This window comes from Nostoc sp. 106C, assembly GCF_002154725.1.
Lineage (GTDB): Bacteria > Cyanobacteriota > Cyanobacteriia > Cyanobacteriales > Nostocaceae > Aulosira.
On the sequence record NZ_MTAW01000180.1, the window covers coordinates 1 to 13,706 of the forward strand.

General features: G+C 42.3%; 8 protein-coding genes. 7 read left to right on the forward strand and 1 reads right to left on the reverse strand.

Going from position 1 to position 13,706, the window contains the following annotated elements; genetic code table 11:
* The first annotated feature begins 460 nt into the window (after window positions 1–460).
* The 7 genes from BV375_RS26855 (at window position 461) to BV375_RS26885 (ending at window position 11,772) form a co-directional block, all read left to right on the forward strand.
* Window positions 461–1,054, forward strand: coding sequence for a photosystem I assembly protein Ycf4 (locus tag BV375_RS26855; protein ID WP_086766155.1), 594 nt, complete (start codon window positions 461–463; stop codon window positions 1,052–1,054).
* 95 nt (window positions 1,055–1,149) lie between these two features.
* Entirely contained in the window at window positions 1,150–1,941 is a 792-nt protein-coding gene (locus BV375_RS26860) for a peptidylprolyl isomerase (RefSeq protein ID WP_086766157.1), read from the forward strand.
* 76 nt (window positions 1,942–2,017) lie between these two features.
* The gene (locus tag BV375_RS26865; protein ID WP_086766160.1) at window positions 2,018–3,193 is read left to right on the forward strand and encodes a beta-ketoacyl-ACP synthase; all 1,176 of its coding nucleotides are present in this window, start codon (window positions 2,018–2,020) and stop codon (window positions 3,191–3,193) included.
* Window positions 3,194–3,915: 722 nt separating this feature from the next.
* Window positions 3,916–4,764: a DUF928 domain-containing protein gene (locus BV375_RS26870; protein ID WP_086766161.1), complete on the forward strand. Its 849-nt coding sequence runs from the start codon at window positions 3,916–3,918 to the stop codon at window positions 4,762–4,764.
* 538 nt (window positions 4,765–5,302) lie between these two features.
* Window positions 5,303–7,546: an adenylate/guanylate cyclase domain-containing protein gene (locus tag BV375_RS26875; RefSeq protein ID WP_086766163.1), complete on the forward strand. Its 2,244-nt coding sequence runs from the start codon at window positions 5,303–5,305 to the stop codon at window positions 7,544–7,546.
* Between the two features lie 239 nt (window positions 7,547–7,785).
* Complete coding sequence (locus tag BV375_RS26880; protein WP_086766165.1) at window positions 7,786–7,974, forward strand: hypothetical protein; 189 nt, start codon at window positions 7,786–7,788, stop codon at window positions 7,972–7,974.
* A 234-nt stretch (window positions 7,975–8,208) separates the two neighbouring features.
* A complete protein-coding gene (locus tag BV375_RS26885) occupies window positions 8,209–11,772 on the forward strand; it encodes a CHAT domain-containing protein (protein WP_243714065.1) in 3,564 nt (1,187 codons plus the stop codon).
* A 21-nt stretch (window positions 11,773–11,793) separates the two neighbouring features.
* Here BV375_RS26885 and BV375_RS26890 read toward each other — a convergent pair whose 3' ends face one another.
* On the reverse strand, window positions 11,794–13,665 hold the full coding sequence (locus BV375_RS26890; RefSeq protein ID WP_086766169.1) for an iron uptake porin: 1,872 nt from the start codon (window positions 13,663–13,665) through the stop codon (window positions 11,794–11,796).
* Window positions 13,666–13,706: the final 41 nt, after the last annotated feature.

Consider the following 13,706-nt stretch of genomic DNA (forward strand, 5'->3'; position numbering starts at 1 on the left):
GTCTAGAACGTCAAACCACCCTCTACTGGGGGCGCGTCCAACTGCGATGGTCATTGAAATAAAATCCTCTTTTTTACTAAAATTTCAGCGTTACTGAGGAATTAACGTTTTTTTTTGACAATTTTCAGTAGCCTTGAAACTACCGATATTCTGAGAAATTACTGCCTAGTCAGTCAGCATTTCTCAGGGTTATGCCATTACCCGTACCATTGGCTAGTAGTCTAGTCTGTGGTAACTTAATGATTCTTAACTTATCACATCCATTCGGGTTTTTGACCGATCCACGCAAGTGAATCAGGTGATTTAACACGAAGCTATTAAATATTATGAATATCAGAAATTTTACAATCTGACACAACTTTTCTCATAAATCTCAAAACTAATAGTTCCTAAACTTGCAAGACATACTGCTCAAATGGCAGACTTTTAAAGGGTATATCTCACAGGCCAAGGTAGTTCAATGACGGCATCAACAATTAACAAAGGCGATTCACCTAACGGCGATAGCTCCACGGCACGCATCCTACATCAAAAGGTTCTAGGTTCTCGTCGGTTCAGCAACTACTGGTGGGCAGCTGTCGTTACCTTAGGAGCTACAGGCTTTGTCTTAGCTGCAATCTCCAGTTATCTAAAAGTTAATTTACTCATAGTTACCGATCCAACACAACTGGTTTTCGTACCCCAAGGGTTAGTTATGGGGTTGTATGGATTGGCTGGCTTACTTTTAGCCTTATACCTGTGGTTAGTGATTTTATGGGATGTAGGCGGCGGATATAATGAGTTTAATCAAGAAACTGGCACAATCAAACTTTTTCGCAAAGGATTTCCTGGTAAAAACCGTCAAATAGAGGTAGAAAATCGCATCCAAGATGTGCAATCTGTACAAATAGCCATCAAAGAAGGCCTAAATCCTCGTCGCGCACTCTACCTACGAGTTAAAGGACGGCGAGACCTCCCTCTAACCAGGGTAGGTCAACCTTTATCCTTAACAGAGTTAGAAATTCAAGGTGCAGAGTTAGCTCGCTTTTTGGGAGTACCTCTAGAAGGACTGTAAAGAATTTTGAAGTTGGCATTTTTGGATAAGACGTAAATCCAAAATCTAAAATCATCGAAAACGGTAAGATACTCTGGTTGAATCAGTAATTGGTCATGCGGTTAAAATTTCCACAATTTTTGGTTGCGCTTGTGATTGTTGGTGCGTTGGCGTTGGGAGGATGTTCAACACAGCAAGATGCCTCTAAAGCTTCTGCTCCTACCTCAACAGCTACTTCAACAGCAACCGAGACAAGCAGCAGGACAAGCGCTGAAGCAACGTCCGTATCAGAAACCACTAGTGAGAGTATTCCTGGAATGAAAGATTTACCACGGCTCGAAGGTAAAGCTACTGTGGTGATAACGGTGAAAGGCTCGCCGATTACTATCGAGGTAGACGGCACTAATGCCCCAATTACAGCTGGCAACTTCGTAGATTTAGTACAACGGGGTGTATACGATGGAACAGTGTTTCATCGAGTAGTGCGCGATCCCCAGCCGTTTGTAGTTCAAGGGGGCGATCCCCAAAGTAAAGATCCTAAAGTTCCAGTAAATAGACTGGGAACAGGTGGCTTTATTGATCCCAAAACCAAGAACGAGCGCTATGTACCCTTAGAAATCAAACCCAAAGGGTCAGATCAACCGATTTATGGCAAAACTATTACTCAGCCACCTGTTTTGACCCATAAACTCGGTGCAGTAGCAATGGCGCGATCGCAACAACCAGACTCTGCATCTTCTCAGTTTTACTTTGCTCTAGCAGATCTGGGCTTTTTAGATGGGAACTATGCTGTATTTGGCAATGTCACCGAAGGCTTTGATGTTGTGAATAAAATTCAGCAAGGCGATCGCATTGATTCTGCTAAAGTCACCAAAGGCGCAGAAAACTTAAAAACCCCTGGTCAATAGTTAGAGATTGAGTAATGGGTAATAGTTTTTTCTATTACCCATTACCAATTTAAAATGCCAAATTCAAAAGCCCAAATTGGTTAAGGTAGTTGTTACTGGTATTGGTCTAGTTTCTGCATTAGGAGAAAGCTTAGAAACTAGCTGGCAAAAACTGATAGCAGGTAAATCTGGAATTAAATTTCAGCAAACGTTTCCAGAACTGGAAGTATTTCCTTTAGGGTTAATTGGGCAACAACCAGCCTCATTGGAAATGCTGACTCAGTGGGTTGTGGCTGATGCTTTAAAAGATGCTGGATTATCGCCGCCTTTACCTGACTGTGCTGTGGTCATCGGTTCGAGTCGCGGTCATCAGGCGTCGTGGGAAATGCTGGCGCGGCAAATTTACGGCAGCGATCTTCTTCAATCCTCCTTACAAATCAGGGAGATGGAGAATTGGTTAGATACTTTGCCTCATATGAATGCGATCGCCGCCGCCAGACAAATCGGTGCATCTGGGAGCGTATTAGCACCAATGGCTGCCTGTGCTACTGGAATTTGGGCGATCGCGCAAGCTACTAGTCTTGTGCAAACTGGACAATATCAACGGGCGATCGCCGGAGCAGTTGAAGCCCCAATTACACCCCTGACTTTGGCAGGGTTTAAGCAGATGGGCGCTTTAGCAAAAACTGGAGCTTATCCCTTTGATATGCGCCGTGAAGGCTTAGTTTTGGGTGAAGGTGCAGCTGTGTTTGTCCTAGAATCAGCAGACTTGGCAAAGCAGCGACAAGCCAAGATTTATGGTGAAGTTCTCGGTTTTGGCTTACTTAACGATGCATATCATCAAAATGCTCCCGATCCAGAGGGTAGAAGTGCGATCGCATCTGTTAAGCAATGCCTAGAGCGTAGTTACCTGACACCAGCCGATATTGATTATATTCATGCTCATGGTACAGCAACTCAACTAAACGACCGTATAGAGAGCATGGTGATTCAGCGTTTGTTTCCCCAAAAAGTAGCAGTGAGTTCGACTAAAGGGGCTACAGGTCATACTCTAGGTGCATCAGGAGCTTTAGGCGTAGCTTTTTCTCTACTAGCATTACAACATCAGATTTTGCCACCATGTGTGGGATTACAGCAGCCAGAGTTTGATTTGAATTTAGTCAGAGTGGCGCAGCAACATCAAGTTCAATCCACGCTTTGTTTCAGTTTTGGCTTTGGTGGACAAAATGCAGTATTAGCTTTAAGTAAAAAGCTTCTTGAAAACAGCAATTAGGAATTGGGTCATTACAAACTGTATTGTTTTTGGGGAGGGCAAGATGCTCTCCATAACTTATACAACTTAAAGATACATTAGCTAATTAACCTGAGCTCGGGATAAGAAATCCTCAAACCCTTTGATTTTGCGTTGTCCGGTCTGAAGCTTGGTTTTCATATATTCTCAATAAGGCATGTTGTTGATATTAATCTCATTTGTAAACCTTATTGACGCAACGATTCCACTTTAATCACTTCTTTTACGACTTAGAATTTTTCTCAATCTATACACAATAAGCTTTTTAGCTTCTGGCTTAACCCGAACTCAGGTTAATTATGCAAAAGTGCAGTAATTATTCTTTGCCTCATTTCTACCCATTTACTTAGTAGCTGATGATATTTTTGTGACTGATGGCAATATTTATGAATCTAGTATGGAGCTATAGTCACAAATTACCTCAACTACCATCTCAAAACCCTAAAATAAATAGTTTTTGAATTTTGAATGAGTAAATTTTAAATTCCGTGCAGCGGTACTACTTGTCGGGAACAATACGAGTATCTTTTCGACTGTTATCAGAGTGTAATACCTTTCTCCGGGTAATACTATATTTTAGCTTCCCAATAATTCAGTACTTCTAGAGTCTATTGATTGCCTCAGTTGATAGTTGCCAAAATTTTGGTTTATTAACAATTAAGGCATTTTTATGGTTATATAACTAGTTGAGAGGGGATTTAGGCATGAAATGGATCAAGCAGTCTCTATGTTTAGTAGCCTTTTCCATACCAATGTTGTTGGAACTCGCTACTATTCCTGGTCTACCAACACGAGCACAAGCCCAGGTTGACCCTGCATCGCTCAGTCAGCAGCTAAAACAACCTTGGCTAATCTCTCAGGTATTTAAGCCACCAAAGCGGGGATTACCGCCAGAAAGCGCTGGTGGTGCTACTCGTCAATTTACACCTCCACAGAGGGGATTGCCACCTGCAAGTGCTGGTGGTGCTACCCGTGGCTCCTCCTCTTGCGTCCAAAAAAATCAGTTATTAACTCCTTTAGTACCAAAAGAGAATATAGGGCTGACCTTTTCAGAACGTCCAACCTTTTTCTGGCATGTACCTCAATCTACTGTCAAAACAGCCCAGTTTGTAATCTTGGATGACACAAATAAGGATGATGACACAGTTTATGAAACAACTTTGACCCTGCCAACTAAATCAGGAATTATGAAGTTTACCCTTCCAGCGAGTGCCTCTCCTTTACAAGTAGGTAAGCGCTACCATTGGTACATGACATTAGTTTGTGATGAACAAAATCCCAGTAGAAATCCTAATTTAGAAGGATGGGTGGAACGCACACAACCAGAACCAACGCTATCAAAAGCACTACAACAAGCAGATTTGCGCAAGCGTCCAACTCTTTATGCAGACGCTGGAATTTGGCATGAAGCACTGACCAGTTTGGTTGAATTACGTTGTGCTGAACCAAATAATTTGAAGCTCATATTTGATTGGAGAAAATTTTTTCAATCAGTAGGCTTGAGTGAGTTCGCTTCAGATCCAATACTTGACTCTTGCACAAACAAGCGATAATCACTAACGCCGTGCTAATTGATAAATTTTGTAGACGCTGTTGCCGCTTCTTGTAAGGTGTGGTGCCAGCGCTTTTTGCGTAGACGCGTTCGAGGTATGGTGTAGCCCACTCGTATTGCTAGACATAGCAACTTCAGGAAATTAGCATCCTATTGAGCCAGTGCTATGGAAGGGTTAACCTAACCTAGGCGACTGGCACAAGTCTGGCAATAATCTCAACTTTAAATTAGTATGAATGTCGATGAAACGACCTCATGCAGAGATTTAGGGGTATTACTACTAGAGAGATGTAATAAGCTTTGCAAAGAAAGAAGAACGAAAAGATAACAATTGCTGACTCTACCTTTTTTTTGATGCAAAATAGTGTTCACAAGTTTTATCAGTAGTGTTAGCTAAATTAAATAAATTGAAGACTAGCTTATAACAATTAAAAAATCGGATTGAAAGCCTTATTTTGCTTAAATTAATTTGAAGGGAACCCTAGTAAGGGATTTACTCTTAATTAGAGCTAAGCACTTGGAACTCTGGAATTAATAGTATGCGTGCAAAGCTAAAACAGCTAATCTGGCAATGGCGGGGAGTTTTGTTGGCAGTGCCCAATGTGACAGCTGTTGTGATTGCGCTGCGGGTTACAGGATTACTGCAATTATTAGAGTTGACAACGCTAGATCAGTTTTTTCTTTTGCGTCCACAAGAGCCTGTTGATGAGCGCATTGTCATAGTTGAGATTAATGAGCCAGATATCAGCAAGTTGAAGCAGTGGCCTATAAGCGATGGTGTACTTGCCAAAGTCTTGGATAATTTAAAGCAGCAACAACCTAGGGCAATCGGCTTCGACATTTATCGAGACTTACCTGTAAATCCTGGTCATCAAAACTTAGTAAAAGTATTTGAGACTACACCTAACTTAATTGGAGTCCAAAAAGTATCTCATAAATCTGATAGTTTTCAAGTTAATTCGCCTCCAGAACTTAAGCAGCGCCAACAAGTGGGAGCAAATGACTTACCTTTAGACGGAGATGGTAAAATCCGTCGAGGTTTGCTGTATGTAGGTTTAGACGATGGCAACACTCTGGAAAGCTTTGGGCTGAAACTGGCATTGCTGTACTTGAAAGCTGAGGGGATTACTGAAAAACCCGCAGCAAAAAATCCAAACTTCTTGCAGCTAGGTAAGGGTATTTTCCCTATTTTTGAAGCTAATGATGGAGGTTACGTTGGAGCAGATGCAGGTAGCTATCAAGTACTTTTGAACTACCGAGGCACAATTAATCGGTTCCGAAAAGTTTCTATAAATGATGTTTTGGAGAACCGCATTCCCACAGGCTTGATGCGAGACAAGATTGTTTTAATTGGTTCTACAGCTGAGAGCTTGAAGGATCTCTTCTGGACACCCTATAGCAGTAATTTGTTCAATGCTCCCGAACGCATGGCGGGTGTAGCAATTCATGCTAATTTGATTAGTCAAATTTTGAGTTCTGCTTTACAGGGTCGTCCAGAGATCAAGACTTTGCCTGAACCACTAGAGTGGTTATGGATTTTAGTTTGGTCAATAGTAGGTGCTACTTTGTGTTGGCAAAATCGACATAGTAGTGCTGAGAACAAGAAATTGGCCTTACTCACAAATACTACTAGCGGTATTGTATTAGCAACTAGTTGTTTGGTAGGTGGGAGTTTCTTGGCATTTGTTTTTGCTTGGTGGATTCCTGTGGTACCACCGCTGTTAGCTTTAACTGGGTCTGCGATCGCAGTTACTCAGTATATCGCTCGTAGTGCTGCTGAAATGCGACGTACCTTTGGTCGCTACGTCACAGATGAAGTTGTCGCCAGTTTACTAGAGACTCCATCTGGGCTACATCTGGGCGGAGAACGAAAAAAAGTCACAGTCCTCATGTCTGATTTAAGAGGATTTTCCGCCGTATCAGAACGACTACCACCAGAACAAGTCGTAGCAATCCTCAATGTTTATTTGGGAGCTATGGCAGATGTAATTAACGAGTACAACGGTACGATCAATGAATTTATTGGCGATGGCATCTTCGTGATGTTTGGTGCGCCTGTAAGCCGCGAAGATGATTCACAAAGGGCGATCGCCTGCGCTATTGCCATGCAATTGGCGATGAAGCCTGTAAATGAGCAGAATCAGCATATGAATTTACCGCTTCTAGAAATGGGAATTGGCATTCATACAGGTGAGGTTGTAGCTGGCAATGTAGGCTCTCAAAAACGTGCTAAATATTCAGTAGTAGGTAGCCATGTGAATCTAACCGCCCGGATTGAATCTTATACAGTAGGTGGACAGATTTTGATTTCTGAGGAAACCATAAAAGACGCGAACATTGACCTCAAAATTGATGGGCAATTAAGGGTAGAACCTAAAGGAATTAAAGCTCCCATTACCATCTACGACATTGGGGGCATTGGCGGTAAGTATAATCTTTACTTGCCAAAATCTGAAGAGAATATGGTGAAGCTGAATCAGGAAATCCCTCTAGAATATACGATTTTAGAAGGTAAACATGCAGTGGGAACCATATTTAAGGGTCAGCTTGTCTGCTTGTCAGAAAATGGAGGGCAATTGCGCTCAGAGCATTCACTAGAACCCTTAAGTAATCTCAAAATGAAATTGTTAAATGCACCAGAAGTGGCTCCTGGTGATGGCGATATCTATGCCAAGGTGCTGAAAAAATCTACTGCGGAGGAACATCATTTTCTGATTCGTTTTACAGCCGTTCCCCCACAAGTGATTGCCATACTTGATACACTGCGTCAGTCTGTAATGTAATACTTAGTAAGTATTTAAAACAGTATAAGACTTATATTTGATTTTTGAAAAACTCACTACATCTCAAAGAGCCTTCTTTTCTCTTCCTAATTCCCTGTTTCCTCGCTACGCAAGTAATTTCAGAAATAAAATTGGATTCTTAATATCAACCAGCAATTGATGCCTTTAAAAAAGAAATAGCGCTGCGGTAAGAAATAAGCGATCGCAATAACCTTAAATTTGCCCATACTTAAATAGAAGTGGCAATTGCAATTTTTGAAAATATCCGCACTAAAGTTACCAGCCAAGATCTGTGGGCTTCCTACTTTGCCTCAGTTCAAAAATATTCCCAGTTCTACATCGACCTATTAATGCAGTTGCACAAACAGCAACGATCCAAAGGATACGATGACCAGCTAGCGAACGCATCCGCAACTTTCACTTTCTAAGGTGAGTGGCAATGAGGTGTTCTAAAATTGTTGTATGAGATGTACGATTAGCTGCTTGCAAAAGTCAATTTTTTAAAAAAGTACAGATAAATAACGATAAACACTGATAAATATTGTATCTGTGCTTCCGAATAAACAACTTAGGATTTTTGCAAGATGTATAGTAAACGCAATTTTTCAGTCAAAAATACAGTCATAACTCACAGAAGGGTGGGCGGTTTAATCTCAAGGCAAGTGCTATCAGTTTTTAGCCATCGTACTTTTGTTCTCTTTGTCAGTATGATTTTGTTGTCATCTTTTGGGATGACAGCTAGGGCAATCAATGTAGAAATCACCCAAAAAACAACGAATGCTCCGCAAAATCTCAGCCCTGCTCAACAAAAAGTATACGCACAGGGAAAGCAACTTTTACAACAAGCAGACCAACTCTTGCAGCAGGGAACATCCGCATCTCGACAGCAGGCTCTTGCTAAATACTCACAAGCACTAAAAATTTGGCGCGAAATAGGCGATCGCGTTAATGAAGCTGGAACGCTGTTAGGTATTGGCACTGTTTATTATCTCCAAAGGGATAACGCAAAAGCTCTGGAATATTACAATCAGGCATTAGTCATTAAACGCGAATTCAAAGACCGTTTTGGGGAAGCTCTAATGCTGCAATCGATCGCAGGAGCATACTCCAACTTAGGAGACAAGCCCAAAGCTATAGAATCTTACAATCAGGCATTATCAATATTTCAAGCTGAGAAAAAATCTAATTTTGCAGCTATTACTTTAGTTAGCATTGGTAGAGTTTATTTCAGTTCGGGTGAAACTAAGAAGGCACTTGACTACTACAATCAAGCTTTGGAGATTCAACGTGTCATTGGCGATCTTGGTGGACAAGTAGATACCCTCCAGACCATTGGCAAAGTCTATGCCCAATTTGGCGAAGCACAAAAGGCTGTAGCAGCTTTAAATCAAGCACTAGAGATTCAGCGTACAAACAAAGATATAGCTGGGCAAACTGATACGCTGACGATAGTAGCTACCCTCTATAGCTCATTAGGTGAGAGCCAGAAAGCGAGGGAAGCCTTAACCCAAGTACTGGAATTGCAAAAACAGTTACCACAAATTGACCCTAGCAGACAGGCAGTAACTTATATGGGTATAGGTGTAACCTATGTAACTGCGAGCGATTATCAAAAGGCTTTAGGCTATTTTAACCAAGCGCGATCGCTTTTACAAAAGTCCGGAGACCCCTATGCAGAAGCCGAAGCCTTAGCGCAGATCAGCTTTGTCTACGACCAATTGGGACAACAGCAAAAAGCCCTCGAAGCATTAAATCAAGCACTTGCACTCCAGCGTGCTCAAAAGGATCGCACCAGAGAAGCCTTCACACTCAACAATATTGCCGACATTTACTCATCATTTGGCGATTATCAAAAAGCCCTCGACTTTTATAACCAAGCCCTAACTCTCCAGCGTCAGATCAGCGATCTGCCTGGGGAAGCAACTACACTCACCTATATTGCTAAACTTTATCAAGCATTGGGCAATTATCAGCTAAGTATCGACACTTATAACCAAGCGTTAGATAAATTCCAGGCTGTAGGCGATCGCAGCAGAGTTGCCCAAACCCTTGATAGTATTGGTGGTGTTTACCGCAGTGCAGAAGATCCGCAAAAAGCATTGGACTATTACAATCAGGCAATAAAATTGTGGCGCGAACAAGGCGGATTATTCCAAGAATTCACTACGCTTACAGGCGTTATCAGAGTTTATGAGTCATTAAAGGATTATCCCAAAGCCTTAGATACTACCAACCAGGCGTTAACATTGGCGAGAAAACAGCAAAGCGGTTTGGCTGAAGCCTCTGCTCTGGGACTTTTAGGTAGGGTATATCTAGCAGCAGGCGATTATCAAAAATCTCTCGATTTCTCTACGCAAGCTGCCTCCAAATTTCGTGCATTAAGCATTCCTAGTGGAGAAGCCAACACTCTACGTAATATAGGCAAAGTCTACAATTCATTAAAGCAGCCCCAGCAAGCAATCACGAATTATAATCAAGAACTAAAGCTGTTGCGGCAGTTGGGCGATCGCACAGGAGAAGCAGAAACACTGTATAACATGGCAGTAAGTGAACGCGATCGCAATAATCTTGAGGCGGCTCGTAATCAAATCGAATCAACAATTAAAATCGTTGAGGATATCCGCACGAGAGTTACCAGCCAAGATCTGCGGACTTCCTACTTTGCCTCAGTCCAAAAATACTACCAGTTCTATATCGACTTATTAATGCGGTTGCATAAACAGCAACCATCCAAAGGTTACGATGCTCTAGCACTACAAGCCAGCGAACGCGCCCGCGCCCGCAGTCTTTTGGATCTGCTCACCGAAGCTAATGCGGATATTCGTCAAGGTGTAGATCCCAAACTCCTGGCAGCAGAACGCAGCTTGCAGCAACAACTCGATGCCTTAGAAAAACGCCGACTCAAATTATTAAGTGGAAACGATACCCAAACCCAAGTACAAAAACTAGAACAGGAGACCGAAACTCTTTTAGAGCAGTATCGGCAACTGCAAGCAAAAATTAGAGCCACCAGCCCCCGTTATGCAGCACTAACGCAGCCCCAACCTCTTTCGCTCAAACAAATTCAGTCCTCAGTACTCGATGACAACACCTTGCTGTTAGAGTATTCTCTCGGGGAAGAACGCAGCTACCTCTGGGCTGTGAGTAAAAACAACATCAGCAGCTACGAACTGCCCAAACGCACAGAAATTGAAGCCGCTGTTCAACAGTTCCGTAAAGTCCTAGTCTCACCAATTCAAAAGACGAAACCAGGCCAAGCCGCCAATGCTTTATCACAGTTGGTACTCGCACCAGTCGCCCAGCAATTGGGACAGAAACGCTTAGTTGTTGTGGCTGATGGGGTTTTGCAATATATTCCTTTTGCTGCTTTGAATACACCAAATCAAAAAGACAGCAATTATGAGCCATTAGCAATTAACCACGAAATCATTACTCTACCATCAGCCTCAACAGTCGCTGTACTTAGACAAGAAATCGCTGGGCGTAAAACAGCACCGAAAGCACTAGCTGTAATTGCCGACCCCATCTTTTCCCTCAATGATGAGCGCGTCAAGGGTCGCACAACGAATCCGCAAAATATTAGCAACAGCAGTCAGAACTTGGATTTGCAACAACTAGATAGGTCTGCTAGAGAAGCAAACATCAACTTTGAACGTCTACCATTCACCCGCCAAGAAGCCGAAACAATTCTTTCTCTAGTGCCAGCAAAAGAACGTAAGCAAGCCTTTGACTTTGTTGCCAATCGTGATGTGGCTACGAATGCGGAGTTGAGCCAGTATCGAATGGTTCATTTTGCTACTCATGGCATTCTCAATAGTCAACATCCAGAATTATCGGGTGTGGTGCTGTCGCTATTTGATGAAACTGGCAAACCACAAAATGGCTTTTTGCGTTTACATGATATTTTTAATCTCAAACTTCCAGCCGAACTAGTAGTGCTCAGTGCCTGTGAGACTGGTTTGGGTGAAGAGGTTAAAGGCGAAGGATTAATCGGCTTGACAAGAGGGTTTATGTATGCAGGAAGTCCCAGAGTCTTGGTGAGTTTGTGGAGTGTGGATGACCAAGCCACCTCGGAACTAATGAAGAAGTTTTATAGCTTCATGTTGCAAGATGGCTTAAAACCTGCTGCGGCACTACGAGCTGCACAAACCCAGATGTGGCGCGATTCCAACTATAGTGCACCATACTTCTGGGCGGCTTTCACTCTCCAAGGTGAGTGGAAGTAGTTATGAGATTGAGAGCGATCGCTAAAAGCTAAAGGTCGTTCTCAATCCACCAATTACAATATCTTTGTTATCTGCATCCTGGTTTGGTGCTGTTATCCAGGTGAGAGAGGGTGTAATCGAAATCTTGTCTGAAAGCCGATGTGCATAGTAAGCTTCGATATGCAACGACAGATCATTTTTAAATGGGGCATAGGGGATATTGCTTCTCACACCCGTGAGGGTAGGTTCCATACCGACAATTAATCCCCCATGATTACCTTTTTTAAACAGATCGGGAAAAGCAGCTTGAATCGAGTAAGTCCAAATATCGGCATCTCCTACTCCTAGAAGTCTGGCTTTGATCAGGTTAGCCCAACCGCCAAGAGCAAATTTAGGGCTAAGAGCGAAGTAACCACCAAGTGAATAAGCATTAGTAGTAACAGCAGATGCGCGATCAAACAACACACCAGCATCATCAAAGCGGTTTGCTAAAGCTGTACCGACAAAGCCATTCCCTCTAAAACCTTGACCATTATTAAACCCAAAGTTACCAGGGTAAAAGTAACCGTGTTGATATACAAATTGCAAGAACAAACCAGGATTAGGATTGTAGTTAATTTGGGCAGCAGCTAAGTATTCTCCCTTAAACAAACCTCCAAAAGTTGAGTTATCACCGAAGGTTGCTAAGTAGCTCAAATTTATTAGTGTCGAATCTAAAACTTTATAGTTGATTGAAATTCCTGTACCGCCTCCGATCATAAAAATTGGTGGTACTTCTGAAAATGTCCCCACAGGGCCTACACCACTTATATAGTATGGGGCATATTTGGAAAGTTGAATCGGATTAAAACGAAATCGGTTCCCAGCGATCAAATTTACGTTTAAATTATCACTGAGAGGAAATTGATAGTCTAAACTAATGATGCGGAAGTTACTGCCAAGATCGCCTGCACCGGAGGCATTACTTGCGCCCTCCCTAGTTCCCCCAACTTCTCTGCCATTATTAGTGGATGCTGTCTCAGCAAAAGTTGTGTTTGTAGTGCCTATACCAGTTAATAACAAATCCCGACCAGTAAAACTAGTCAACAACCCCAGGAAGGTAAGATATTGAATGTTCGCTTGTGCCTTTTCATCACCTGAAAAATACGTATTAGTCTGTACTATGACATTACCAAGAAGTTTGGTAGTAGGAGAGAACTGATGTGCCTCCAACTCTGTAGTGCGTGCAGTTAAAGTATCCACACGACCACGCAAGGCTGCTAGTTCTGCCGAAAACTCTTCTTGTAAGCGCTGTATAGATGTGAGATCTTCTTTTTTAACGAGGTCAGAAGTAGCTGTAGCGATCAGTTCGTTGATCCTCTCTAGACAAGCATTGATACCTGCGGCAAATTCATAACGGGTAATAGCTCTGTTACCGCGAAATGTACCATTAGGATAACCTGCAATACAACCATAGCGCTCAACTAAAGATTGCAAAGCTTGAAATGCCCAGTCTGTTGGTTGCACGTCCGAAAACTGAGCAACGCTGTTGACTTGTGCCATGTTATCGTCAGCATTGCTTTGAGCATCGTCTAACTCGTAGGTTGATGAGAAGACATTTGGTAGTGGTTCTAGTTGGGTATTGTCTGCTAGTTTGAGATTCGATGGCGTATTTTTAGCAGTGGGATCAGATTGGGCAATAGAATCAGCAGTTGCGAGATTTTGAGTATTTACCGGATTTAATAGCGGAATTTTAGGCTTTATTAGATTTGATGAGTTAGGAATAGGTATTTCTGGAAGTGGAAATGTTTGAGATGCAGTTGAACCATCTTTAATTGATGCTTGAGAGGGACCTACACTAATAATTATTGATGAAGTAGCGATCGCCACCACTTTTGCTATCGGACTAGCCAAAAATTTTTTTAATTCAAACATTTGCTTTCTCTCACACATCACACTAAATGCGCTGATAACTG